The organism is Serratia sp. 3ACOL1, assembly GCF_003668775.1.
Taxonomy (GTDB): Bacteria; Pseudomonadota; Gammaproteobacteria; order Enterobacterales; family Enterobacteriaceae; genus Chania; species Chania fonticola.
The window spans coordinates 785,043-810,893 of the sequence record NZ_CP033055.1 but is presented as its reverse complement, the minus strand read 5'-3'; the positions used below and the strand labels follow the sequence as shown (position 1 = coordinate 810,893).

Annotated in this window: 19 protein-coding genes; 7 read left to right on the top strand and 12 right to left on the bottom strand. The window is 55.4% G+C overall.

Going from position 1 to position 25,851, the window contains the following annotated elements; all coding sequences use genetic code 11:
* Positions 1–311: 311 nt before the first annotated feature.
* The gene (locus tag D9980_RS03810; protein ID WP_121606465.1) at positions 312–932 is read left to right on the top strand and encodes a carbonic anhydrase; all 621 of its coding nucleotides are present in this window, start codon (positions 312–314) and stop codon (positions 930–932) included.
* Positions 929–2,428 (top strand): SulP family inorganic anion transporter, encoded by a 1,500-nt coding sequence (locus D9980_RS03805; RefSeq protein WP_121606464.1) that lies wholly within the window; start codon positions 929–931, stop codon positions 2,426–2,428. Before D9980_RS03810 ends, D9980_RS03805 begins: the two co-directional genes overlap by 4 nt.
* A gap of 33 nt (positions 2,429–2,461) precedes the next feature.
* Here the strand turns inward: D9980_RS03805 and D9980_RS03800 are convergent, their stop codons facing one another.
* From D9980_RS03800 to lrp, 12 genes are all read right to left on the bottom strand, one after another.
* Positions 2,462–3,607, bottom strand: coding sequence for an MFS transporter (locus D9980_RS03800; RefSeq protein WP_065685328.1), 1,146 nt, complete (start codon positions 3,605–3,607; stop codon positions 2,462–2,464).
* Between the two features lie 121 nt (positions 3,608–3,728).
* Complete coding sequence (gene napF / locus D9980_RS03795) at positions 3,729–4,295, bottom strand: ferredoxin-type protein NapF (RefSeq protein WP_121606463.1); 567 nt, start codon at positions 4,293–4,295, stop codon at positions 3,729–3,731.
* Positions 4,295–4,903 carry a Tat proofreading chaperone DmsD gene (gene dmsD, locus D9980_RS03790; RefSeq protein WP_037412102.1) on the bottom strand — a complete coding sequence of 203 codons (609 nt, stop codon included), beginning with the start codon at positions 4,901–4,903 and terminating at the stop codon, positions 4,295–4,297. Before dmsD ends, napF begins: the two co-directional genes overlap by 1 nt.
* Before the next feature lie 48 nt (positions 4,904–4,951).
* Complete coding sequence (locus D9980_RS03785) at positions 4,952–5,812, bottom strand: DmsC/YnfH family molybdoenzyme membrane anchor subunit (RefSeq protein WP_046808140.1); 861 nt, start codon at positions 5,810–5,812, stop codon at positions 4,952–4,954.
* Position 5,813: 1 nt separating this feature from the next.
* Positions 5,814–6,431 carry a DMSO/selenate family reductase complex B subunit gene (locus D9980_RS03780; RefSeq protein WP_021804936.1) on the bottom strand — a complete coding sequence of 206 codons (618 nt, stop codon included), beginning with the start codon at positions 6,429–6,431 and terminating at the stop codon, positions 5,814–5,816.
* Between the two features lie 10 nt (positions 6,432–6,441).
* Positions 6,442–8,892 carry a dimethylsulfoxide reductase subunit A gene (gene dmsA / locus D9980_RS03775; protein WP_121606462.1) on the bottom strand — a complete coding sequence of 817 codons (2,451 nt, stop codon included), beginning with the start codon at positions 8,890–8,892 and terminating at the stop codon, positions 6,442–6,444.
* 210 nt (positions 8,893–9,102) lie between these two features.
* A complete protein-coding gene (gene ynfE / locus D9980_RS03770; RefSeq protein WP_121606461.1) occupies positions 9,103–11,553 on the bottom strand; it encodes a selenate/tellurate reductase subunit YnfE in 2,451 nt (816 codons plus the stop codon).
* Positions 11,554–11,816: 263 nt separating this feature from the next.
* Complete coding sequence (serS, locus tag D9980_RS03765) at positions 11,817–13,109, bottom strand: serine--tRNA ligase (RefSeq protein WP_046808139.1); 1,293 nt, start codon at positions 13,107–13,109, stop codon at positions 11,817–11,819.
* 108 nt (positions 13,110–13,217) lie between these two features.
* Positions 13,218–14,561 carry a replication-associated recombination protein A gene (locus tag D9980_RS03760; protein ID WP_037375016.1) on the bottom strand — a complete coding sequence of 448 codons (1,344 nt, stop codon included), beginning with the start codon at positions 14,559–14,561 and terminating at the stop codon, positions 13,218–13,220.
* Positions 14,562–14,568: 7 nt separating this feature from the next.
* Positions 14,569–15,180, bottom strand: coding sequence for an outer membrane lipoprotein chaperone LolA (gene lolA, locus D9980_RS03755; protein WP_024485997.1), 612 nt, complete (start codon positions 15,178–15,180; stop codon positions 14,569–14,571).
* 270 nt (positions 15,181–15,450) lie between these two features.
* A complete protein-coding gene (locus D9980_RS03750; protein ID WP_121608943.1) occupies positions 15,451–18,918 on the bottom strand; it encodes a DNA translocase FtsK 4TM domain-containing protein in 3,468 nt (1,155 codons plus the stop codon).
* Between the two features lie 120 nt (positions 18,919–19,038).
* Positions 19,039–19,533 carry a leucine-responsive transcriptional regulator Lrp gene (gene lrp, locus D9980_RS03745; protein WP_021804943.1) on the bottom strand — a complete coding sequence of 165 codons (495 nt, stop codon included), beginning with the start codon at positions 19,531–19,533 and terminating at the stop codon, positions 19,039–19,041.
* Positions 19,534–19,757: 224 nt separating this feature from the next.
* On the opposite strand from lrp, the gene D9980_RS27155 reads away from it, so the two are divergent.
* From D9980_RS27155 to aat, 5 genes are all read left to right on the top strand, one after another.
* The gene (locus D9980_RS27155; protein ID WP_255417737.1) at positions 19,758–19,880 is read left to right on the top strand and encodes a hypothetical protein; all 123 of its coding nucleotides are present in this window, start codon (positions 19,758–19,760) and stop codon (positions 19,878–19,880) included.
* 350 nt (positions 19,881–20,230) lie between these two features.
* Entirely contained in the window at positions 20,231–21,202 is a 972-nt protein-coding gene (gene trxB, locus D9980_RS03740) for a thioredoxin-disulfide reductase (RefSeq protein ID WP_121606460.1), read from the top strand.
* Positions 21,203–21,548: 346 nt separating this feature from the next.
* Positions 21,549–23,315, top strand: a complete 1,767-nt coding sequence (gene cydD, locus D9980_RS03735; RefSeq protein ID WP_121606459.1) for a cysteine/glutathione ABC transporter permease/ATP-binding protein CydD — start codon at positions 21,549–21,551, stop codon at positions 23,313–23,315.
* Between the two features lie 2 nt (positions 23,316–23,317).
* A complete protein-coding gene (gene cydC / locus D9980_RS03730) occupies positions 23,318–25,054 on the top strand; it encodes a cysteine/glutathione ABC transporter ATP-binding protein/permease CydC (protein ID WP_121606458.1) in 1,737 nt (578 codons plus the stop codon).
* A 30-nt stretch (positions 25,055–25,084) separates the two neighbouring features.
* Positions 25,085–25,810, top strand: coding sequence for a leucyl/phenylalanyl-tRNA--protein transferase (gene aat, locus D9980_RS03725; protein ID WP_121606457.1), 726 nt, complete (start codon positions 25,085–25,087; stop codon positions 25,808–25,810).
* Positions 25,811–25,851: the final 41 nt, after the last annotated feature.

Sequence of the window (25,851 nt, the reverse complement as noted above, 5' to 3'; positions counted from 1 at the left end):
AACGGTGATTGCAGGGGAGATGACGGTCTATTAAATATTAACCAAACTTAAATATCGATTATTATAACAAATACAGATAATTACCTTACTCACTTACCCGCCACGGTTTGACTCCCGCATAGATTAAATTACATTCCCCCCACCCATCTTTACTTATTCATAAAATAAATTTACATATTACCTGCTTAGTATAACTGCGTCGCTCAAGCCAAAGATCAGCAATGCTGGTAGAAACAAGGGTGGTTTACGCGTCAGCGATGAATTCTACAACGTCTGGTCATGGCCGATTAATACCAACAAAGGGACATGTTATGAACTCCTTGAATCATCTATTAGTAAGAAACCGTAACTGGGCAACAGAACAGCAATGGCGGGACCCGAGTTACTTCTCACAGCTTGCAAAATCTCAGCACCCTGAAATTCTATGGATCGGCTGCTCTGACAGTCGAGTCCCTGCTGAAACTATCGTGCGTGCACAACCCGGCGAGCTATTTGTCCATCGTAATATTGCCAATATGGTCGAAGAACAAGATGATAATTTGATGAGTGTGGTGCAATACGCCGTGGAACATCTTGGTGTAAGCAGCATAGTAATTTGCGGGCATTACGGTTGCGGTGGGATCCAGTCAGCTTTAAGTACCCAAAATGTTCCAGTAAAAGACTCATTAACACGCCGTCTTGCATCTCTGCGCTGCTCTCTGGCACCCCATCTAGTCACTCTAAAACCTCCCGAAAATGAAGAAACTGAGCATTTGAAAAAGGCCGTGTATGCCAACGTACGGGTACAACTGAATAAGCTCAGTAAAACCGCCATAATCCAGAGAGCCTGGCAACAGAATAAAGCATTGACGCTATTTGGCTGTATTTACGATATGCACACGGGATTCCTTAATGTACTGGCGCAATACCCCGACGACGGAGAAGTGCCATGAGATACGCTAATTTTCGCTTTGATCTTCCGGCTGGATTAGTCGTATTCCTGGTCGCTCTGCCACTGTGTCTGGGGATCGCTCAAGCCAGTGGAGTTCCCCCCTTCGTGGGGTTACTGACTGGGATCATCGGCGGGCTCCTTGTCACACTACTCAGCCCTTCCCCTTTTTCCGTTAGCGGTCCTGCGGCCGGGTTGGTCACTATTGTTACCAGCGCAATCGTTTCTTTGGGCGATTTTCCAACCTTCTTGTTCGCGTTGCTACTGTCAGGAATATTTCAATTTGTCTTTGGAATGCTACGCAGTGGCAAATTGGCGACACTGATCCCCAGTGCGGTGATCCACGGTATGTTGGCAGGTATTGGCATCCTGCTTATTTTACAGCAATTGCCACTGGCTATGGGATACCCTGTAGGTCATGGGCTGAGCGAAGAAATCACTTTGCAGCAACTACAGGCAGACATTACCCCGGCAGCCATAATAGTCAGCATCGGGGCGCTACTGCTTATCAAATTCTGGGGGAGCTCTTCTGTTAAGCAGCGCCTGCGGCTTTCCGCATTACCGGGCCCTCTGATTGCCGTTTTATGGGGATGTTTATTTGTCTGGCTCGCAGAGCTTTTGTCACCCGGGCTGGCAAACCTGGCACGCATTGAATTGCCTGCGCTGACAAGTGTGGAAGCATTACAATCTCAACTCTCTTTTCCTAACTGGCAAGCTTGGCGTAATCCAGCGGTCTATGTGATAGCAATGACTATTGCCATCGTCGGCAGTTTGGAAACGCTGCTCAGTCAGGAGGCGTTGAAAAAAATTGCCCCCATGACGCCAGAACCGAGCGCCGATAAAGAGCTGCGTGCACAAGGGGCCGGTAATATGCTAAGTGGCCTGATAGGGGGCTTACCTATCACCTCTGTGATCGTAAGAAGCTCTGCCAACGTGCAGGCTGGCGCGCGCAGTCGTCTGTCGATCCTCATCCATGGGCTATTATTACTGCTCAGTGCGGTGATATTTACAGATTTACTTAACAATATTCCCTTGGCGAGTTTAGCGGCAATTTTGATTTATACTGGCTTTAAGCTGGCACATCCAAAAATTATCTTATTGCTATGGCGGCAAGGCCTACAACAATTTATCCCGTTCACCGCCACCCTGTTCGGTATTTTATTTCTCGGTATGTTAGAAGGGATCGCCCTTGGACTCGTTGTACAACTGGTAGGGAGTTTGTATCAAAGCAACCGCAACGCCCTGCGGTTGACGCATTACGACAATCACTACTTAATCAAATGTCAGCAAAACCTGACCTTTCTGAACAAGATGCGATTAAAACATTTATTGGGACAAATTAAGCCGGATAGCGAAGTGATTATAGACTGTGAAGGCATCGACTATCTGGATGACGATATTCGCGAAATGCTCAATGAGTACCGATATAGTGCAGCTAAAAGAGGGATAAAAATTAGCCTGCACTTATCGGAAAATATCTTGGTACGCAATATCAATTAATCGCCTGCCAATCGAAAGATCGGTTTTTCATGTTCAGGCCGCAGCTAACGGGGTGTGGTGATGGTCCGGTTTCTTCAGCAGCATCACCAGATAGACCAGCGCCACTACCGCAATCATCACAAACAGCAGCCGATCGGAGTAGCTCTGCATCAGCATCGACGTCATCGATGGGCCGAGCAAGCTGCCAACGGTATAGCTCATCAACAATGTCTGGTTCATCGCCACCAACTGATGCGGCAGCACCTTTTCGCAGGCCCAGGACATCGCCACCGGGTATAAGGTAAAGCCAGCACAGCCCAGAATAAACAGCGCCGGAGCCATCGCATAGTTACCCAGCATTGCGATGCTGGCAAGGATCACCACGAACACCTGAATGCGCAGCACCAACAGGCGACCATAGCGATCGGCCAGGCGCCCTATCGGCCACTGACCCACGATGCCGGAACTGACCAGCAGCGCCATCCAGTAACCCACGTTGGCATCACTCATCCCCTGATGGTTTAAATACAGCGGCATCAGGCCGTACAGCGAGCCCAGCACAATCCCCGAGATAATACAGCCGTTGATGCCCAACCGGGCGTCACGACGCTTAAACATCTGCCAGATAGAGGCCTGCTGCGGCTCGTCATCTTGGTTATTAACCCGCGCAAACAGCATCGGCAACATAGCGGCCATCACAACGGCGGTCACCCACGGCACCACATCCAGCAGTTGGGTTGAAACACTGCTTAACAGCAACTGCCCCGCAACCGTACCGAGGTAGTAAACTATCATATACGCCGCCAACAATTGGCCACGGTTACTCAGATTACCGCTGCGCAACAGCGCGCTTTCAACGATCACCCAAATCCAGGCACAGCCTACCCCGGCAAAGAAGCGCCAGCCGATCCAACTCCAAAAGTCCAGCGACAGCACCATACCCACGGTAGCGAAGGCAAAGACCAGACAGGCGAGATGATAGCTGCGGGTAAAGCCAATCCGCTTGATCAGTTTGCCCGCCACCAGCGTTCCCAACAGGTTACCGGTAAAATAAGACGAACTGACCACCCCCACTTGCCAGGTTGGCAATTGAGCATGCGTTAACCAGAGGGGAACCAAAGTGTTCAAAACGGCGATGGAAACCGTAAGCAGCAATAGGCCACAGAGCAACATAAGCACTGGGCGAGAATATGCGGACATAGTGAAATTGAAACCGAACAGACAGAGTAGAGTGCGCGCATCATGCCACTGGCGATAAAAAAGTCAATCGGCGGTTAACGGGCGATCGCACAATATGTTTAACAACGGGTTAAAAGTGGCTTTATAGCTGTTCCGGCAACGATTTTTCACCCGAGGCGGCCAGGGAAATATGCCCATGAAAGCAGGAAAGCTTGCACAGTCCGCAACCATTACACAGCGTGTCGTCACACTGCAATTGGCGGGCACCGTTTTCAGAAAGCTGGAAGGATAAAGCCTGTTGCGGGCAGTTGATGGTACACATCCGGCAGCTGTCTTGCCGCCCCAGGCAGCTATGGCTGATTTGCGGGCGCAGCAGCGTGTCGCAGGGCATTTTGTCACGCAGCGCCCCGGTTTGGCAGGCGGTGGTGCATTTGCAGCAGACATCACACTCGGTGAAATCTATGCTCAATACCGGCTTGCTTTGCTCAAGGCTCAATAAACCGTACGGGCAGCTGCTCACGCAGCCGCCACAGCCGTTGCACAACGCGCTGAACAACGCTTCCGGCAAAGCCTGAGGTGGACGAGCCACCGCAGGCAATGTCACAGAGGGCGTATCCTGTTCCGGCAAGGCTTTACTACGATCCAGCCAACCAGTCAGCAACCGGCGGCGGCTATTGCCTTGCGCAGATAACTGCTGGTCGTTGTTCATTAGAAATACAGCTCCAGGCTCGGCACCGGTGACGGGCACTCTTCCGCCCAGGCTGCCAGCGTGATTTGTGCCAACTGAGCCACACCTTGATAGAACGGATGTCCGGCATGTTGCTGCAGCAGCTCCAGATAACGCGGTGCCCACGGAAGAATGTGCAGCGCAATCAGCCCGGAAATCATTTTGTGCTGCTTCTCTTCGGCCAACCAGGCCGCCATCATCAGCAAAGTGCCAATATGGTCTTCCGGCTCATTCTGGTTGCGCTGGGCTTCGATACCGTTCACCCGCAGCCATTGGCGCAGGCGCAGCGTCGAATCACCAAACAGCACGCTCTCTCTATCCAGGTAGACCGATCCCCAAGGAGGAGCAACCAGCGTATGTGGGCCAACAAACAGGCGTTGATAAGCTTCTGACAGCGTCTCTGGCTGGTTTCCAGTCAAACCTTCGGCAATCAGGGCTGCTGCCTCTTGCGCGCCTTCATAAGGCCATTCGGTCAACCACTGCGGGTCGGCCAGAGAATCCAGTAAAGGCTGGCACTCTTTGCTCTCCGGTGGGGCATACAATAAAACACCTAGCACACGGCCAGTCAGGGCAATTTTTTCAAGCATCATAACTTGGGGCTTCTCCAGGGGCGCAGCCAGGCCGCGCCCAGATTAATGTTAGCCAGCCACGGCCATGCCAACGGTCATATGCAGGCCGTAGAACACGCCACGGCCAATCAACTCACCGGCAAAGACTAACACAAAGCCCAAGGTCAACCCCATCACACTGGCGTTACCACGGCGCAACTGCGGGCAAATCCAGCAACCCAGGCCGAGAACCAGCAATACCAGCCGCCATACCATCAGTTGGCCATATTCCGGGATCAGTGCCGACGCCTGCTGTACCGAGCTGCTGATGGTCGCCAACTCACTGCCCTGCAACAGCGCCGAGCACAGGCTAAGCAGCAGCGCCAGCACGCTGATCATCATCAGTTGGCCACGGCCAGCCACTTGCAGACCGGCGGCCCGCAGCAGCAGCACGCCCAACAGCGGCCCACCGATAAACACCGACAGGAAGAAGTTCAGCGTGGTGTAACCGTTATGCCAGGTCGGTACGGTATCGATCTGGTAGACACGCGTCATGGCGTAGACAAACAGCAGGCCTAGCACCATGGTGAGCACCAGCCAGGCTTTACCCAGCGCCGGCGGCATTTTTTTCAACACGGCCAGCAGCCAATAGAGGCCACCAACCGCAAAGAATACCGAACCGCTGGCGATCTCATTACTCAACGCCGACTCACCGATGCGATTGAGCGAGTTAAAGGCCCTGATCGGCGTCCCCAAGTGCATCACGGAGGCGATAAAGGCGATCCCCATCAGCAACCACAGGAAAAACATAGAACCGTGTACCGCCTTGCTCTGGCGATCGGTCAGATTACCGGCGATCAACGCCAGCCCCATTACGATGACGCCGCCCACCACAAACTGCCCTAATACGGTGAACACCATCAGCGGCCATTCATGCCATCCCGTTCCCATTTTAAACCTCCTTCGGATTAGCCAGATGGCCGGTAGTGTCACCACTCGGGCGGCTGTTGGCGTTAGGTTTCAGTACGATGCACGGTTTGGTGAAATGCGCGGCCGGTAACGGTGCCACTTGCGCCAGGGTGCCATGTTGTTTACGCAGTTCGTCGATCGGGCCAAAGTCCAGTGCACGCAGCGGGCAGGACTCGACACAAATCGGCTTTTGGCCAACGGCGACGCGCTCATAGCAGCCATCGCACTTGGTCATGTGGCCTTTCGCTTCGTTGTACTGCGGTGCGCCGTATGGGCAAGCCATATGGCAGTAGCGGCAACCGATACATATCTCTTCGTTCACCACCACAAAGCCGTCTTCCCGTTTGTGCATAGCGCCGCTTGGGCACACTTTGGTGCAGGCCGGGTCTTCGCAGTGGTTACAGGCAATCGACAGGTAATAGGCAAACACGTTCTGGTGCCAGCTATCGCCGTCCTGCTGCCAGTCGCCCCCGGCATACTCATAGATGCGGCGGAAACTGACGTCCGGGGTCAGGTTTTTATAGTCTTTGCAGGCCAGCTCGCAGGTTTTGCAGCCGGTGCAACGACTTGAATCAATGTAGAATCCATATTGCGTAGTCATCAGCTACTCCTTAAAGTTTGGCGACCTGGACCAGATTGGTGTGAGAAGGATTGCCCTTGGCCAACGGCGACGGGCGCTGGGTGGTCAAGACGTTGATACTGCCAGCATGATCGATACGGCTACCATCTGGCGCATACCAGGCTCCTTCACCCATAGCGACCACCCCTGGCAACATGCGCGGCGTCACCTTGGCATTAATGCGTACCTCACCACGGTCGTTGAAAATACGGATCAGGTCCCCGTTGGCTATGCCGCGGGATTGCGCATCGATCGGGTTGATCCACATCTCCTGGCGGCAAGCGGCCTTCAGCACGTCTACGTTGCCGTAGGTGGAGTGGGTTCTGGCCTTGTAGTGGAAACCGGTCATCTGCAATGGATACTTGCCACTTAACGGATCGTCGAGGCTTTCGAAACCGGCCGCATACACCGGCAGCGGGTCGATAACGTCGTCCTTGGATAATTCCCAAGTCGCTGCCAGTTCCGCCAGTTGGGCAGAATAGATCTCGATCTTGCCTGAAGGTGTTTTCAGTGGATTAGCCTGCGGATCGGCCCGGAATGCTTTGTAAGCCACATGGTGACCATCGGGATCGCGCTGCTTGAAGATCCCTTGCTTGAGGAACTGTTCAAACTCCGGTAGCGCCGGAATGGCTTCGCGGGATTGCTGATAAAGGTGACGCAGCCACTCTTCCTGAGTCCGCCCCTCGGTGAAGGCCTGCTCAACCCCCATACGCCGGGCGATCTCGCTGGTCATTTCATAAATGTTCTTACATTCAAACTGCGGCTTGATCGCCTGATCGGCGAAGATGACGTAGCCCATATTGCCGCTTGAGGCATCCAGACAGAAATCCATCTGCTCAGAGGCGGTGCAATCTGGCAGCACCAGATCGGCATATTTCGCCGACGAGGTCATGTGGTTATCGATCACCACGATCATCTCGCACTTCTTCTCGTCTTGCAGAATGTCATGGGTACGGTTGATTTCTGAGTGCTGATTAATCAGGCAGTTACTGGCATAGTTCCAGATAAACTTGATCGGCACGTCCAGCTTGTCTTTGCCCTGCACGCCGTCACGCTTGGCGGTCATTTCCGGCCCACGCAGAATGGCATCGGTCCACATGAACATGGAGATGCTGGTTTTAACCGGATTATCCAAAGTCGGCATCCGAACAAACGGCAGGCCGTAGGAGCCTTCGCGCGCGCCCGTGTTACCGCCATGGATCCCGACGTTACCGGTGAGGATCGGCAACATGGCGATGGCACGTGAGGTCAATTCACCGTTGGCATGGCGTTGCGGCCCCCAACCTTGGGAAATGAACGCCGGTTTGGTACTGCCTATTTCGCGCGCCAGTTTGACGATGCGGTCGGCCGGGATACCGGTAATTTTTGAGGCCCAGGCAGGCGTTTTCTCAATGCCGTCGTCACCTTGGCCCAGGATATAAGCCTTATAGTGCCCATTAGCTGGAGCCCCCGCAGGTAAGGTTTTTTCGTCGTAACCCACGCAGTATTTATCCAGGAACGGCTGATCGACCAAGTTCTCGCTGATTAACACATGCGCCAACCCGGCAGCCAGTGCCGCATCGGTGCCAGGGCGAATGGGGATCCACTCGTCTTCCCTACCGGCAGCGGTATCGGTGTAGCGCGGATCGATCACAATCATGCGCGCATTCGAACGCTCACGCGCCTGCTCCAGCAGGTAGGTGACCCCGCCGCCGCTCATGCGGGTTTCGCCAGGGTTGTTGCCGAACAGCACCACCAGCTTGCTGTTTTCGATGTCCGTCGGGCTGTTACCGTCAGCCCAACCGCCGTAGGTATAATTCAGCCCCATGGCGATCTGCGCGGTGCTGTAGTCACCATAGTGGTTCAGATAGCCGCCGCAGCAGTTCATCAGGCGCGCGATCAACGTAGAACCCGGTGGCCAGGAGCGGGTGACAGTGCCCCCCAAGGTGCCGGTGCCGTAGTTCAAATAGATGGCTTCATTGCCATAGTCTTTGATGATGCGCTTCATGTTGTCAGCGATCAGCGTGTAGGCTTCATCCCAGCTTATCTGCTTGAATTTTCCTTCGCCCCGCTTGCCCACGCGCAGCATGGGGTACTTCAGGCGGTCCGGGTTATACACGCGGCGGCGCATTGAACGCCCACGCAGGCAGGCACGAACCTGATGCAACTCTTGGTACTCGTCGTTGCCTGTATTATCCGTTTCGACATATTTGATCATACCGTCGACCACATGCATCCGCAGCGGGCAACGGCTACCGCAGTTTACCGTACACGCGCTCCACACCACTTTTTCTTCTGGTTTGGCAAGGGCGGATGTCGGGGAGGTTTCAGCGCTGGCACGACGGCTGAAAGGTAGGGAAACGCCACCAACGGCAAGGGCAAGCCCGCCAATGGCACTGTTTTTGACCAGCTTTCGCCTGGAACACTGAAAGCCGGTTAGAGGTTTTTTGGGGGACTCGCTCATAATATTTCGCTCTGGGTTGCTTCAATCAGCCAGGGGTATGGCTACAGGAAAATCTGCAATCAACTACGCAGATCGGTTTTAAAATGGCAGGTAAGGTTTTTTTATTTTGACCTGCTCTAGGTGGAACTATCCTCCTAAATAGGTAGTTCCACCTTGTTCACAATCAATAAATAGTTGATATCACTGCCATTATTGATAATGATTATTATTTCATACCTTTTCGATCTCGATCAGATTGGTATGCTGCGGGTTACCTTTCGCCAGCGGCGATGGCCGGTGGGTGGTGAGCGTATTCATGCAGGCACCGTGATCGATACGGTCGCCGTTCATGTTGGCCTGATGCCAGGCTCCCTGCCCCATAGCTACCACGCCCGGCATGATGCGCGGTGTCACCTTGGCGGCCACGCGAACTTCGCCACGGCCATTGAATACCCGCACCGTTTCACCGCTGGCAATGCCGCGCTGGCTGGCATCCAGCGGATTGATCCAGACTTCCTGCGGGCAAGCCGCCTGCAGCACATCGATATTGCCGTAGCTGGAGTGGGTCCGGGCCTTATAGTGGAAACCGAACATTTGCAGCGGGTAGGTGTTACGCAACGGATCATCCCAACCTTCAAAGGTTGAGGCGTAGACCGGCAGCGGGCTGATGGTTTCGTCCTTCTCCAACTCCCAACTGTTGGCAATCTCTGCCAACTTGGCCGAATAGATCTCAATCTTGCCTGAAGGCGTTTTCAACGGGTTGGCTGCGGGATCGTCCCGGAATTTTTTATAGGCCACAAAGTGCCCATTAGGGTCTTTACGCTTGTATATCCCCATGCTGCGCAAGGCTTCATACGAGGGCAACTGCGGGTCCTTTGCCAACATCTTGGCGTAAAGGTATTGCAGCCACTGCTCCTGAGTACGCCCTTCGGTGAATTTTTGGTGCACCTCAGGCCCAAGGCGGCGCGCCACCTCGCTCATCACTTCATAGATGGGTTTACGTTCAAACTTGGCAGAGGTGGCTGGCTGGATAAAGATCAGGTAACCCATATTGCCAGCGTAGTCGTTTGGGATGATGTCCTCCTGCTCGACCGTCATCAGGTCCGGCAGCAGAATATCGGCGTATTTCGCCGAGGAGGTCATAAAGTTTTCCAGCACCACGATCATTTCACACTGGGAGTCATCCTGCAGAATGTCGTGGGTTTTGTTGATATCGGAGTGCTGGTTGGTAATGGTATTACCGGCATAGTTCCAGATGAACTTGATCGGCACATCCAACTTGTCTTTGCCGCGTACCCCATCACGTTTGGCGGTCATTTCCGGGCCGCGGGCGATGGCATCGGTCCAGCTGAAGCAGGAAATCTGCGTTTTTACCGGGTTTTCCAGCACCGGCATCCGTTCAATGGTGATGGTGTAGGTTGATTCACGCGCGCCACTGTTACCGCCGTTGATCCCCACGTTGCCGGTCAGGATCGGCAGCATGGCAATGGCCCGCGAGGTGAGCTCACCATTTGCCTGGCGCTGTGGCCCCCAACCTTGGGAGATATAGGCCGGTTTGGCACTGCCAATTTCACGTGCCAGCTTGATGATACGCTCGGCCGGAATGCCGGTGATCTGCGATGCCCACTGTGGAGTCTTCTCAACGCCGTCCTCGCCCTGCCCCAGGATATAAGCCTTGTAGTGGCTGTTGGCTGGTGCACCGGCAGGTAAGGTTTTCTCATCGTAACCCACGCAGTAGTTATCCAGGAACGGTTGGTCGACCAAATCTTCGCTGATCAATACGTGCGCCAATCCGGCGACCAGAGCGGCATCAGTGCCTGGCCGGATCGGGATCCACTCATCTTCACGCCCAGCGGCCGTATCCGTATAACGCGGATCGATGACGATCATGCGCGCGTTAGAACGTTCCCGAGCCTGCTCCAGGAAGTAGGTGATGCCACCGCCGCTCATGCGGGTTTCCGCTGGATTGTTGCCGAACAGCACCACCAGCTTGCTGTTTTCAATATCAGAGGTGCTGTTACCTTCATTGCTGCCGTAGGTATAAGGCATGGCGCAGGCGATCTGGGCGGTGCTGTAGGTGCCATAGTGGCTGAGAAAACCACCGTAGCAGTTCATCAGGCGGGCAACCAGCGAGGCATAAGGCGAAGAACGGGTAATATTGCCGCCGACAATGCCAGAGGTATAGTTGATGTAAACGGCTTCATTGCCGTATTTGGCGACGATGCGTTGCAGGCTGGCGGCAATTTCGCTGTAAGCCTCTTCCCAACTGATGCGTTTGAATTTACCTTCGCCACGTTTGCCGACGCGTTTCATCGGGTAATTCAAGCGTTCCGGATGGTTCATGCGCCGACGCATGGAGCGGCCGCGCAGACAGGCGCGCACCTGATGGTTGCCATAAACATCGTCGCCCGTGTTGTCGGTTTCAACCCAGTAAACTTCGTCATCGCGTACGTGTAACCGCAAGGCGCAGCGGCTGCCACAGTTAACCGAGCAGGCTCCCCACACCACTTTATCCTGCGGTGCGGGTTGCACCGCGGTGTTGACCGTTTCTGCCACTGCATGGCGGCTAAAAGGCAACGAAAAACCGCCAGCGGCCAGGGTCAAGCCCGCTACCGTGCCGGATTTCATTAGCGTACGGCGGCTGATACCGTTGGATGATGTTGCAGATTTTTGCTTCGACATAGCTCACTCCAGGTCTTGCCCGAACAACGGGAAAAGTCATGCCTTGGTCGGCAGAGACAGGAGGAAGCTGAATTAGCGCTGGGTGGTTTGATGTGGAAAAATAATTCCCCCTCCATGGGTAAGGATATTACTCACAAGGAGGTAATAAACTTTGTCTGCTATCAATAAATGTGGTTTTCATTCGTAAATGAAAATTATTCACACGAAAAAAAAGCGCCCGTAGGCGCTTTCGATACAACATTTCGCTACCACCGTGGGGTGGATTAACCGATATATTCCAGGCCGCCCATGTAAGGACGCAACGCTTCTGGCACCTGAATACGGCCATCGGCCTGCTGGTAGTTTTCCAGCACGGCAACCAGAGTACGGCCTACGGCCAAGCCAGAGCCGTTCAGCGTGTGCACCAGGCGTGGCTTTTTCTCGGTTTTGCTGCGGCAACGAGCCTGCATACGACGTGCCTGGAAATCTCCCATATTGGAGCAGGAAGAGATCTCACGATAGGTGTTCTGCGCAGGCAGCCACACTTCCAGATCGTAGGTTTTGCAGGAACCAAAACCGATATCACCGGTGCACAGCAGCACTTTACGATATGGCAGGTTCAGCAGTTGCAGCACTTTCTCCGCATGGCCGGTCAACTCTTCCAGCGCATTCATCGAGTCTTCTGGGCGCACGATCTGGACCATTTCGACCTTGTCGAACTGGTGCATACGGATCAGGCCACGGGTGTCACGCCCGTAAGAACCGGCTTCTGAACGGAAGCATGGCGTATGTGCGGTCATCTTCAGCGGCAGATCTTCTTCATCGAGGATCTCGTCACGCACCAGGTTGGTAACTGGCACTTCCGCAGTTGGGATCAGCGCGTAGTTGCTGCTTTCTGATTCTTCTTCCAGCGGTTTGGTATGGAACAGATCTTCACCAAACTTCGGCAACTGACCCGTACCGTACAGCGTGGCATGGTTCACCAGATACGGCACGTAGGTTTCCAGATAGCCGTGCTGTTCCGTGTGCAGATCCAGCATGAACTGGGCCAACGCACGGTGCATCCGAGCCATTTGGCCTTTCATCACCACAAAACGCGCACCGGTCAGTTTCACCGCAGCGGCAAAGTCTAGCCCACCGGCCATTTCGCCCAGCTCGACGTGATCGCGTACCGGGAAATCGTACTGACGCGGTTCGCCCCAGCGGCAGATTTCCAGGTTTTCGCTATCGTCTTTACCGTCCGGCACCGCGTCATCCGGCACGTTTGGCATCACCAACGCGTAATCACGGATCTCGCTCTGCAGCTTATCCAGTGCGGCCTTGGCAGCATCCAGCTTGTCACCCAGTTCGTTCACTTCGCGACGCAGTGGCTCGATATCTTCACCGCGCGCTTTGGCCGCGCCGATGGATTTCGATCGGGAGTTACGTTCTGCCTGCAGTGTTTCAGTTTCTACCTGCAGAACCTTACGGCGCTCTTCTTGCGAACGCAGCAGATCCAGATCGAGTTTAAAGCCTCTGCGAGCCAGTTTTACGGCGACTGCGTCTAGCTCATTACGCAGCAGATTGGGATCGAGCATGCTAATCCTGTGCTTGTTGTTATTGAAAGAGAAATTATGTTTTATGCCGCAATGGTATAGCCGCATAAAAGAAGTGTGATACCCGCTAACCTTACCGCAACGGCAACGCTAGCGGTAGCGTTTTGTCTGGCTATTTTGATCCTGCTCAGCCAGCCATGCCAACTTTTCACCGATTTTACCTTCCAGCCCGCGCGAGGTTGGATGATAGTAGCGCGTGGTGGCCATTTCCGCCGGGAAATAGCTCTCTCCGGCCGCGTAGGCGTTGGGTTCGTCATGGGCATAGCGGTATTCTGCGCCCAGCCCCATTTCTTTCATCAGCTTGGTCGGTGCGTTACGCAGATGCTCCGGCACGTCATAGTCTGCCATCTCTTTGGCATCACGCATGGCGGCTTTAAAAGCGGTATATACGGCGTTGCTTTTGGGGGCACAGGCCAGATAAACGATCGCCTGTGCGATAGCGCGTTCCCCTTCCGCAGGGCCAACGCGGGTGAAGCAATCCCAGGCGGCAATGGCCACCTGCATTCCGCGTGGATCGGCGTTGCCAACGTCTTCAGAGGCAATGGCCAGCAGGCGGCGCGCCACATACAGCGGATCGCCACCGGCGGTAATAATACGCGCATACCAGTACAAGGCGGCATCCGGTGCCGAACCACGCACGGATTTATGCAATGCTGAAATCAGATCGTAGTAGCGATCGCCTTTGTTATCGAAGCGCGCACTGCGTTCACCAGAGACCTCTTTGAGTAACTCCGGGGTTAATACCCGCATGCCTTTGCCGTCGATTTCCGCCATATCGGCCATCATCTCTAGACTGTTCAAGGCGCGGCGAGCATCGCCCCCTACCAGTTCCGAGAGCATGCGCTTGGTTTCCGGTGGCAGCTCGATATTCTGATCGCCAAAACCACGCGCCTTGTCTTCCATGGCCTGATCCAGCACCTGGCCGATGTCGTCCGCCGTTAGCGCTTTGAGTAGATAGACCCGCGCGCGGGACAGCAACGCCGAGTTCAGCTCAAAGGAGGGGTTTTCCGTGGTGGCGCCGATAAAGGTAATGGTGCCGTCTTCGATATGTGGCAGGAAAGCATCCTGCTGACTTTTATTGAAGCGGTGGACCTCGTCAACAAACAGGATGGTGCGGCGGCCTGCATCCCGGTTTTGCCGGGCGCGCTCGATGGCTTCGCGGATCTCCTTGATGCCGGAGGTTACCGCTGAGATACGCTCAACATCGGCCCGACCGTAGCGACCAATCAACTCTGCCAGCGTCGTTTTCCCGGTTCCCGGCGGCCCCCACAGGATCATCGAGTGCAACTGCCCCGCCTCGATGGCGCGTGGCAACGGCTTGCCCGGGGCCAGCAAATGCTGCTGGCCAATGTATTGCGCCAGCGTGGTTGGCCGCATACGCGCGGCCAGTGGCTGGAACTCATTGTGGGAAAAATCGAGTGACATGTTGCTCACGTAGACCTCACTGGCGCTGGTCGTCCAGCGTCACCCCCTTCGGTGGGGTAAATTTGAATTTGGCAGCATCAACGCTGCTGCTCTGCTGGCTCTTCAGCTGATAAGCGCTACGTTGGCCATCTTGCTCAACCGCGGCAAAGCTTTTGATGGTGCCGCTATTGGTCACGGTGATGGCAAACTGCTTCAGATTACCGCTGCTGGCCTTTGGCGTCAGTTCGAAATCATCGCCCTTCTGCTTCACGTTGTACTTTTTCCAGTCGTTAGCATCGTTACGGGTGATCAGCATAAACGGCGTATTGCCTGTGGCGTTCTTCAGCCAGGTGGCCGTCACCTGCTCAACGAACGGGTTGTAGAACCACAGGGTCTCGCCGTCCGAAACCAGCACGCTCTCATCCGGAGAGGTCATGTGCCAGTTAAACAGATTAGGGCGTTTTACCCATAATTCGCCTTCCCCTTGCTGCACTGCAGCGCCGTCACTACTGGTGACCGATTGGGAGAAGCTGGCATGGAAACTGTTTACTTTCGCCAGACGACTTTGCAAATCTTGCGCAGCATCCGCCAACACGGAAGTAGACGCGAATCCCGAAAGCAGACAACAGGCAATCAACAGTTTTTTCATTATTCCAGATACCTTATGAAATGCGTTTACCGCAAACTGGGTCAATATAACCCTGAACACCTCCACTCTACCCGAAGCGCTCGACAGACAGCCAGAGCACTATTCCGATAAAGCAGGGGTTTACGCTTCTTTGCACAAGGGCCGCAAAGCGGCCCTTCAGATTGATAACAACGTGATAATGTTGCTGAGTTTGCAAGCTGATTATCTAACCGGGCGCAGCATGCAGCGCCCCTACGTTATAAGTCCGGTTAAGATTTGTCCGCATGGCAATCAGTCATGCCGCGGTGGGGCCAGCACCTCACGGTTACCGTTGTGCCCTTGCTCGCTGACAATGCCCTGCGCTTCCATCTGTTCGATGATACGCGCGGCGCGGTTGTAGCCGATACGGAACTGACGCTGTACACCGGAAATCGAGGCGCGGCGTTTATCCACCACGAACTCAACCGCCTGATCGAACAGCGGATCCAGCTCTTCGTCACCGTCCAGACCACCGCCTGCGCCACCCTCACCGTCTTCACCGGCGCTGAGAATCCCCTCTTTATACTGCGGCCGCTCACGCGCTTTCCAGTCTTTGACCACGGCATGAACTTCCTGATCGCGGACAAACGCCCCGTGCACACGCACCGGTATTGAGGAGTTCGGTGCCAGATACAGCATGTCCCCCATCCCCAGCAAGGATTCCGCTCCGCCCTGATCGAGAATGGTGCGGGAGTCGATCTTGCTCGATACGGTAAAGGCGATACGCGTCGGAATGTTGGCCTTGATCAAACCGGTGATCACGTCCACCGAAGGACGCTGGGTTGCCAGCACCAGGTGGATCCCCGCAGCACGCGCTTTCTGTGCCAGGCGAGCGATCAGCTCTTCAACCTTTTTGCCCACCGTCATGATCAGATCGGCAAATTCATCCACCATCACCACGATGTACGGTTCTTTTTCCAACACCGGCGGCGTGATATCCATGCTGTCGCTTGGCTTCCAGAACGGATCCGGGATTGGCCGGCCCATCGCCTCGGCCTGATCGACCCGCTCGTTGTAGCCTGCCAGGTTACGAACCCCCAGGGCAGACATCAGCTTATAGCGGCGCTCCATCTCGGCCACACACCAACGCAAGGCATTGGCGGCGTCTTTCATGTCGGTAACCACGTCTGTCAACAGGTGTGGTATGCCTTCATAAACCGACAGCTCCAGCATTTTCGGGTCGATCATGATAAAGCGCACTTCTTTCGGCGTGGCCTTATACAGGATGCTAAGGATCATGGCGTTGACCCCAACCGACTTACCGGAACCGGTAGTACCGGCCACCAGCAGATGCGGCATTTTAGCCAGATCGGCGACCACCGGCTGACCCGCAATATCTTTACCCAATACGATCGCCAGAGGCGATGGATTGTCGCGGAAGGCTGGGCAATCCAGCACTTCGCGCAGATACACGGTTTGCCGTTTGACGTTCGGTAATTCCAGGCCGACGTAAGGCTTACCCGGGATCACCTCCACCACACGTACGGCGGAAGTTGACAATGAACGGGCCAGATCGCGCGACAGGTTGGAGATACGCGCGGCCTTGACGCCAGGAGCCAAATCCAGTTCGAAGCGGGTAATGACCGGGCCCGGCAGAATATCGACCACGTCGGCCTTGACGCGGTAATCCGCCAGGCTGGCTTCCACCAGCCGCGCTTTCTGTTCCAGCGCAAAGGTATCGACCGGTTCGACCTCTTTCGGAGCCTCGGTCAACAGATCCAGCGTTGGCAGTGGCGTAGTCGGTTTCTGCAGCGGCATATCATTGCGCATCAGGAATGGATGGATCAGGCTGTCCATCGCTGGTGCTGGCGGTTGCTGCTGAACGGGTGGCTGATAAGTCTGTTGCGGCTGGTAACCAGGCGCAGGGTTAGTTTGCGGACGCGGTGCCTGATAAGCGGGCACCTCAGGCTCAAACTGCCCGAACGGCACATCGTCTTCCAACTCGCTTTCCTGCTCGATGCTATCCTCAAGCTGTGGCGACAGGGTAAACAGCGGCTCGGTTGGGCCGTCATCCACCAGATCTGCCATCGGTGAGAAACTGTAGGCCTGGCGAGTATCCACCGGACGAGTCACCGGAGCCGGTTCTGGTTCAGGCTGCGGTGCTTCTACCCCATAGCGTGCCTGTTGTTGCGCGGCAAATGCCTGACCGAGTTCGGCCTCACGCTGCGCATCTTCGTCATCTTGTTGTTCTTGCGAATACTCTTCGCCATAGCGCTGGCTTTGCTGTTCGGCAAAGGCCTGACGCAATGCAGCTTCTTGCAGGACTTCATCTTCTTCCTGCGGATTGCTGACCAGTTCTGGCTGCGGTTCATCCCCACGGTTGCGCTGCTCCTGCTCCGCGATCCGCTGCGAAGGCAGCTTGATGCCGTAGGAGGCCAGCTCACGCCGGGTTGGAATACGCACCGGATTTGGCCGTGGCAGTTCCGGGCCGATGCCCTGCTTGACCTGCGAGCTTGCATCGCTGGTGGCAGTGAACGCTGGCATGAAGGTGTTGTTTACCACGCCAGCGGTCGCTGCGGCTGCGGCAGTTGCCGCTGGTTTCACGACCTCTCTGGCGCTGAAACCCGTTGAGCCAATGACATCGTCGCTATCGCGCTGGGCCGCAGAGAAATCAAACGGTGACGGCTCTGGTTTTGGCGTAACGGGGGTCTGCCAGTCACCCAGGCGCGGCTCATGTTCCTCACGATAAGGCTCCGTTACGCGCGTCGTTCTCGGTGCCGGAGTCTCTTCTGGCAGTTCAAACGAATACAGCGGCGGCGTGTCTTGTGGTTGCGCAGGAGTTAATGGATGCTGACTGATGGAAGCAGGCGCCGTCGGAGCCACGGTGACCGGAGCCTGAACGGCCGCTTTCGGCATTACCGGGATATCGGTAACGACCGGCGCTGGCTCGGCAAGCGGGAGGTCATCATCGCTGGCACGCAATCCACTCAATAAAGGATCTGCGGCATCTTGCGCTTCTTCTTCGGCGGTTTCGGTCACGGAAGAGGCAGAGAACAACACGTCGTCCTCATCTACTGCCGTAGCAGCAGGTGCCACAGGTTGGCCGCTTTCTTCGCGATCGTCGAACACGACATCATCATCGTCGTGATAGCGGTCTTCACGGCGTGAACGGTTAGTCATAAAGGTAGCGGCACCCAGTACGACACCACCAATTTTTTCTGCAATCACCAGCCATGACCAACCGGTGAACAGGGTAAGCCCCACCGCCCAAATGCCGAGCAGCGCCAAAGTGGCGCCAATGCCGTTAAACCACGGCAACATGGCATTGCTTAGCAGGCTGCCAATCACTCCGCCTGAAGCGAAGTAATAGAGATCGTCAACGTTCAACGCCGCCAGGCCACACGAGGTAAGCACCAGCGCCAATGTGCCGATCAAACGTAACGAGAGCCCAAAGAAATCGACGTAATCGCCGTTATCGCGCCGACGGTAACCCGACAGGCACAACACCAGCATAATCGGTGGGATCGCGTAGGCAAGGACCCCAAAGGTGAAGAACAACGTGTCGGCCAACCATGCACCTACTCCGCCGCCCAGATTGTGGATAGGCTCATGCCAGGCAGTTTGCGACCAACTAGGATCGGAAGGATTGAAACTGACCAACGCAGCCATAAGGTAAACGGCAAAAATTGCCACCACGATCAACACAGCCTCGAGCAAACGCCGCCCACTGCTGAGTTTTTTCAGGGTAACTTCTTTATCTTCTGTGTATTCCTGGCTCAAGAAAGGCACTCCAGGTTCCTGTTGACGGATAGAGTAACGGCGCCGAGAAATTTCCCCGGCGCCAAAACTGTATGAATAAACAGGAGTGTAACGAATTTAATCAGGTTTTGCACCTGCACCTTACCGTGTTTTGATAACCAGACGGTTACTCTGTTTGACTTCTTCCATCACGACGTAAGTACGGGTGTCATTAACCCCCGGTAAACGCAACAGAGTTTCGCCTAACAGCTTACGGTAAGCTGACATATCTGGCACACGGGTTTTCAACAGATAGTCGAAATCACCGGAAACCAGATGACACTCCTGAATTTCTTCAAGTTTTTGCACCGCAGAGTTGAATTGCTCAAACACATCCGGCGCGCCACGGTTCAACGTGATTTCCACGAAGACCAGCAGGGAAGCATCCAGATAATGCGGGTTAAGCAATGCGGTATACCCATGAATAAAGCCTTGACGCTCAAGACGGCGCACACGCTCCAAACAAGGGGTTGGGGATAACCCCACGCGCTTTGAAAGTTCGACGTTCGAAATGCGCCCATCCTTCTGCAACTCATTGAGGATGTTGCGATCGATACGGTCGAGATCTTTACCCGGGCGTTTTTTAGTATCTACCATTATTATTGTCTCTCTTATGTTCTTCCCTGCACTTGCCACACCCTAGCCAACGTCAATGTGCAAGGATTTGTTCCAAGCGAAGACCCGATGCCAGTGTTAAGCGGTTCATCCCCCTGAGGGAACAGGATACGTAATACCAACCGCCCTTGTGCTTCGTCACTATTCGTCACTACCATCTTCCGCCGTTGCCCAGCCTGTCTGTCACCTCTGGGCAACGAATTCAAATGATTTACGTTCAGAAATCCATCAACTCCCGCCAGGGCAAACCCTCCCTCACCCATCGCGACCCGGCAATGTTCTGCCTGGGTGGCGAAAATGCCTACGATTTGCTGCTGGCACGGGGTTAATTTCTTCTTCCTATGATGTTTTCGCAAATGCGCAGCGGATTGTCAAAGTAAAAGAAGTAAAATCAGTAGAACGTACCGCAAGCAAAACTGAGCACCTGATTTTTTGTTAGGAATTTGCCCCATTCAAAACCGGGCAGTTACCCCCATAAACCCGGCAATAATCGCGTTTTTAGCCTATTGCTGTACAAAATTATCGCGTTCACTCCCCCGCTCTGCCGGGGGATAAAAACCGGCTAATAGGCACTGGTTATCAAACAAATCGGTAACAACATCCCCTGGCGCTTTTTTTACTGCCGCATTTTCCCTACAATCGGTTCCATTGTCCGCCATTGTGGGAAACGAGGTTATTCATGGGCACGGCTAAACATAGCAAATTATTGATCCTGGGCTCTGGCCCGGCTGGCTACACCGCAGCGGTTTATGCAGCGCGCGCGAACCTGAACCCGGTATTGATCACCGGTATGGAGCAAGGCGGTCAGCTGACCACCACCACCGAAGTCGAGAACTGGCCAGGCGATGCCGAAGGCTTGACCGGCCCGGCGCTGATGGAGCGGATGCGTGAGCACGCAGAAAAGTTCGACACCCAGATCGTGTTTGACCATATCAACAGCGTCGATCTGCAGAACCGCCCTTTCCGCCTGTTGGGTGATAGCGGTGAATATACCTGTGATGCCTTGATTATCGCGACTGGCGCATCGGCCCGTTATTTAGGCCTGCCATCAGAAGAAGCTTTCAAGGGCAAAGGGGTCTCCGCCTGTGCTACCTGCGATGGTTTCTTCTATCGCAACCAGAAGGTCGCCGTGGTCGGTGGCGGCAACACCGCCGTGGAAGAAGCGCTGTATCTGTCAAACATCGCCTCTGAAGTTCACCTGGTGCACCGCCGCGACACTTTCCGCAGCGAAAAGATCCTGATCAATCGCCTGATGGAAAAAGTGAAAAACGGCAACATCATCCTGCATACGGACAGCACGCTGGACGAAGTGTTGGGCGATCAGATGGGCGTCACCGGGATGCGCTTACGCAGCACCAAAGACGCTGAGCAGACCAAAGAGTTAGAGCTTGCTGGCGTATTTATCGCGATCGGTCACAGCCCGAACACCGCAATCTTTGGCGGGCAGCTTGAGCTGGAAAACGGCTATATCAAGGTGCAGTCCGGTATTCACGGTAACGCGACCCAGACCTCCATTCCTGGCGTATTTGCCGCAGGTGACGTCATGGATCACATTTACCGCCAGGCGATCACCTCAGCAGGAACGGGCTGTATGGCCGCACTGGACGCCGAACGCTATCTCGACGGTATCGCGCAGGCCGAGTGCAAATAACCCTTCAGCGATAAACGTTACCGAGGCGGCCGATTGGTCGCCTTATTTATTTCCAACCACGCCTACGCTGAAAGCGTGACTGCTGCCCGAATGATTAAACTGCTAGCTCACTACGTAGTGGGTACTACATGCTGCACCCATTTAGATAATCAATCGGTTAACTAGGAGCCTATCTAGAAATTCAGCATGGTTGCCACTTTGCCATCAATCTCAGATTTATTTCACGTCTACCGAGTGACGAGGTAACATTAGCGTTCACTTGTCTTATTTCCCGCTGAGACAAACACTTTTTTAACAGTACGTTAACCAAGCCTGCTACAACAGGCATCGGCGACGCAGACACCTGATGAAAAAAACCAGACAGCACCAGTTAACCCGTTGGCTCAAAACACAGAGTACGTTGGCGCAGCGTTGGCTGCGTTTATCCATGCTGTTAGGTCTGGCAAGCGGCATTTTGATCGTCGCCCAGGCCTGGCTGTTGGCCTCCCTGCTCCATGCGCTGATTATTGAGCATCAGCCCCGTGGCGAACTGGTTTCGTCGTTTATCTGGTTGGCCGCCACCTTTGCCTTGCGCGCCTTCTTGAGCTGGCTGCGCGAACGGGTCGGCTTCATCTGCGGGCAGGTCATTCGCCAGCGTATGCGTGCGCAGGTGCTGGATAAGCTGCAACAGCTTGGCCCCGCCTGGATCCAGGGCAAGCCTGCCGGCAGTTGGGCCAGCATCATCGTTGAGCAGATTGAGGATATGCAGGATTACTATTCCCGCTATCTGCCACAGATGTATCTGGCCGTGTTTATTCCGGTGCTGATCCTGATCACCGTCTTCCCGATCAACTGGGCGGCCGGGTTTATCCTGCTGGCTACCGCCCCGCTAATCCCGCTGTTTATGGCGCTGGTCGGTATGGGGGCAGCCGATGCCAACCGCCGTAACTTTGTCGCGCTGGCAAGGCTCAGTGGCAATTTCCTCGATCGCCTGCGCGGCCTGGATACCCTGCGTCTGTTTAATCGCGGCCAGGCGGAAACCGACCACATTGCCAAATCCTCAGAAGATTTCCGCCAGCGCACCATGGAAGTGCTGCGTCTGGCCTTCCTCTCCTCCGCCGTGCTGGAGTTCTTCGCCTCGATTTCCATCGCCGTGGTGGCGGTCTATTTTGGCTTCTCCTACCTCGGTGAACTTAACTTTGGCAGCTATGGCATGGGCGTAACGCTGTTTGCCGGTTTTCTGGTGCTGATCCTGGCACCGGAGTTTTTCCAACCGCTGCGCGATCTGGGCGCCTTTTACCATGCCAAAGCCCAGGCAGTGGGCGCTGCTGAAGCGCTGGAAACCTTCCTGGCCGCCGAGGGCGAGCAAGTTGGCAATGGTGCTCAAACGCTAAATGACGAAGAACCACTGACCGTGCAGGCACAACAGTTGGAAATCCTCTCACCCAATGGCGTAGTGCTTGCAGGGCCGCTTGATTTTACCCTGCCAGCCAATCAGCGTATTGCCTTGGTCGGGCTTAGCGGTGCCGGGAAAAGCTCGTTGTTGAACCTGCTTCTGGGCTTCCTGCCCTACCGGGGCTCGTTGCTGATCAACGGTATCGAACTGCGCGAGCTGGCTGCGGTTAACTGGCGCCAGCAACTGGGCTGGGTGGGGCAAAACCCCCATCTGCCAGCTCAAACGCTGCGGGACAATATTCTGCTCGGCTATCCGCAGGCCAGCGAGGACCAATTGCAACAGGCAGTTGAACAGGCTTACGTCAGTGAATTCCTGCCGCATTTACCAAAAGGGTTGGCAACCGATCTGGGTGATGGCGCTGCCCGCCTTTCCGTTGGGCAAGCTCAGCGTGTGGCCGTAGCGCGAGCGCTGCTCAGCCCGCGCCGTTTGCTGTTACTGGATGAACCTGCGGCCAGCCTGGACGCTCACAGCGAGCGTTTGGTGATGCAGGCGCTGAATGCCGCCTCCCATCAGCAGACCACGCTGTTGGTCACGCACCAGTTGGAAGATACCGAAGATTATGACCAGATTTGGGTGATGGACAGCGGCAAAATCGTGCAGCAGGGCAACTACGCCACGCTCAGCACCCAGCCCGGTCTGTTTGCCAAACTGATTGCACACCGCAGCGGGGAGCTATAATCATGCGCGTTTTGCTGCCATTCCTGGCGTTATATCGTCGCCACACGTTTCTGATTTTACTGGGTATCGTGCTGGCTATCGTCACCCTGCTGGCCAGTATCGGCCTGCTGGCGCTGTCCGGCTGGTTCCTGGCTGCCTCTTCGCTGGCCGGGCTGGCGGGGTTGTATACCTTCAACTACATGCTGCCGGCCGCTGGCGTACGGGGTGCGGCAATCTTCCGTACCGCCGGGCGTTATGCAGAACGGGTCGTCAGCCATGACGCCACTTTCCGTGTGTTGTCCCATCTGCGGGTATTTACCTTCCGCAAGATCCTGCCGCTGTCACCGGGTGGTATTGCCCGCTTCCGTCAGGCTGAGCTGCTCAACCGCCTGGTTGCCGACGTCGATACGCTCGATCACCTCTACCTACGCGTTATTTCGCCGATGGTCAGCGCTGCGGTGGTGATTGTGGTGGTCACCTTCGGCCTCAGTTGGCTGGATGTGCCACTAGCCCTGACGCTGGGCGGAATTCTGTTATTACTGTTGCTGGCCGTTCCGCCGGTCTTCTATCGCGCAGGTAAGCCCATCGGGGAAGAGTTGACCCTGTTACGCAGCCAGTACCGCACCGACCTGACCGCCTGGCTCCAGGGGCAGGCCGAACTGGTGGTGTTTGGCGCGCTGGACGGTTTCCGGCATAAGCTCAACGCAACCGAACAGCGCTGGCAGAGCCGTCAGTGGCAACAGGCTTCGCTAGGGGGGATTGCTCAGGCGCTGATGATCCTGGCAAGTGGCCTCACCGTCACGCTATTAATGTGGCTAGCCGCCGCGGGGATCGGTGGCGATACTCAACCTGGGGCCCTGATTGCCCTGTTTGCCTTTGCCGCTCTGGCCTCTTTTGAAGCCATGATGCCCGTCGCCGCCGCGTTCCAACATCTGGGCCAGGTGATCGCTTCGGCGACCCGGGTCAAGCAGATCATTGATCAGCAACCGGAAGTCACCTTTCCTGCCAGCGGTCCAACCTCACAGCCGGGCGCAGAGTTGCAACTGAGCAAGGTGTCCTTCACCTATCCCGACCAGCCGCTGCCGGTGTTGAACAACGTGACGCTGAACATCGCCGCTGGTGAGCACATCGCGCTGTTGGGCCGTACCGGCTGTGGTAAATCGACTCTATTGCAATTGCTGACCCGCGCCTGGAATGCTGACAGCGGCCAAATCCTGCTCAACGGCCAACCACTGGCCAGCTATGATGAAGCTACGCTGCGCGCCATGACTACGGTCGTGAGCCAAAGGGTGCATATCTTCAGCAGTACCCTGCGTGAAAACCTGCGTATCGCCGCACCTGCGGCCAGCGATGAGGACTTGAACCTCGCACTGCAACAAGTCGGTCTGGATAAGCTGCTGGAAAATGAGGGGCTGAATGCCTGGCTGGGTGAAGGTGGCCGCCAGCTTTCCGGTGGTGAGCAACGCCGTCTGGGCATTGCCCGCGCCCTGCTGCATCAAGCCCCGCTATTACTGCTGGATGAGCCGACCGAGGGGCTGGATGCCGAGACGGAGCAACAGATCCTGGCCCTGCTGCGCCAGCATTGCCGCGGCAAGACGTTAATTCTGGTGACTCACAGACTCTATGGGCTGGAGCATTTCGATCGCATCTGCGTGATGGACGGCGGCAGTATCGTGGAACAAGGCAGCCACGCAGCGCTGATGCGCCAGCCTGGCCGTTACGCCCAATTCCGCCAACGTATCAGTAATGTATCGCTGTAAAACCGCCTGTGGGCGACGCTAAGAGGTTTTATGCGCATTGTTAAGCTGTCATCGCAGTCTGTAGCGTTTCCTTCACCAGAGACCGCCCTGCACGATCCTAACGGACTGCTGGCCATCGGTGGCGATTTAACGCCTGCTCGGCTGCTGGCAGCCTATGAACGCGGTATCTTCCCCTGGTATTCGCCTGGGGAAGCCATACTCTGGTGGTCACCGGACCCACGGGCGGTGCTGTTCCCAGCGCAATTCCATGTCAGCCGCAGCCTCAAGCGATTCCTGCGCAACCCGCCGTTCCGCATTACTCTCAATCATGATTTTGCCGCCGTGATCGCCGCATGCTCATACCGGCCCGATGAAGGCACCTGGATCGGCGAAGAGGTACAGCAAGCCTATTTACAATTGCATCACCTCGGGCACGCCCATTCCATTGAGGTGTGGCAGGGGGAAGAACTGGTCGGCGGCCTGTACGGTGTCGCCCAGGGAGCGCTGTTCTGCGGTGAATCAATGTTTAGCCGCACTACCAACGCATCAAAGTGTGCTTTATGGGCGTTTTGCCGCCATTTTGCCGGTTATGGAGGAGAATTGGTTGACTGTCAGGTGCTTAACGCTCACACTGCCCGGCTTGGAGCGAGAGAAATTCCCCGCCGCCAATTTTTGCAGCAGTTGAGCAACCTTCAGCGCAGAGTGTTAGCGCCGGAATGCTGGACAGCGCAAGTCATACCCCCACAGCTGGTTGAACTGCCCTCCCAAACTGACTAATTTTGTGGAATCGGTGCATTGTTCACCGACACTCCTTTACA

Excerpts from the sequence above, each read along its gene's own strand:
- D9980_RS03810 (WP_121606465.1), top strand. The coding sequence starts at position 312 with ATGAACTCCTTGAATCATCTATTAGTAAGAAACCGTAACTGGGCAACA.
- D9980_RS03805 (WP_121606464.1), top strand. The coding sequence starts at position 929 with ATGAGATACGCTAATTTTCGCTTTGATCTTCCGGCTGGATTAGTCGTA.
- D9980_RS03800 (WP_065685328.1), bottom strand. The coding sequence starts at position 3,607 with ATGTCCGCATATTCTCGCCCAGTGCTTATGTTGCTCTGTGGCCTATTG.
- napF (WP_121606463.1), bottom strand. The coding sequence starts at position 4,295 with ATGAACAACGACCAGCAGTTATCTGCGCAAGGCAATAGCCGCCGCCGG.
- dmsD (WP_037412102.1), bottom strand. The coding sequence starts at position 4,903 with ATGATGCTTGAAAAAATTGCCCTGACTGGCCGTGTGCTAGGTGTTTTA.
- D9980_RS03785 (WP_046808140.1), bottom strand. The coding sequence starts at position 5,812 with ATGGGAACGGGATGGCATGAATGGCCGCTGATGGTGTTCACCGTATTA.
- D9980_RS03780 (WP_021804936.1), bottom strand. The coding sequence starts at position 6,431 with ATGACTACGCAATATGGATTCTACATTGATTCAAGTCGTTGCACCGGC.
- dmsA (WP_121606462.1), bottom strand. The coding sequence starts at position 8,892 with ATGAGCGAGTCCCCCAAAAAACCTCTAACCGGCTTTCAGTGTTCCAGG.
- ynfE (WP_121606461.1), bottom strand. The coding sequence starts at position 11,553 with ATGTCGAAGCAAAAATCTGCAACATCATCCAACGGTATCAGCCGCCGT.
- serS (WP_046808139.1), bottom strand. The coding sequence starts at position 13,109 with ATGCTCGATCCCAATCTGCTGCGTAATGAGCTAGACGCAGTCGCCGTA.
- lolA (WP_024485997.1), bottom strand. The coding sequence starts at position 15,180 with ATGAAAAAACTGTTGATTGCCTGTTGTCTGCTTTCGGGATTCGCGTCT.
- lrp (WP_021804943.1), bottom strand. The coding sequence starts at position 19,533 with ATGGTAGATACTAAAAAACGCCCGGGTAAAGATCTCGACCGTATCGAT.
- D9980_RS27155 (WP_255417737.1), top strand. The coding sequence starts at position 19,758 with ATGATTTACGTTCAGAAATCCATCAACTCCCGCCAGGGCAAACCCTCC.
- trxB (WP_121606460.1), top strand. The coding sequence starts at position 20,231 with ATGGGCACGGCTAAACATAGCAAATTATTGATCCTGGGCTCTGGCCCG.
- cydD (WP_121606459.1), top strand. The coding sequence starts at position 21,549 with ATGAAAAAAACCAGACAGCACCAGTTAACCCGTTGGCTCAAAACACAG.
- cydC (WP_121606458.1), top strand. The coding sequence starts at position 23,318 with ATGCGCGTTTTGCTGCCATTCCTGGCGTTATATCGTCGCCACACGTTT.
- aat (WP_121606457.1), top strand. The coding sequence starts at position 25,085 with ATGCGCATTGTTAAGCTGTCATCGCAGTCTGTAGCGTTTCCTTCACCA.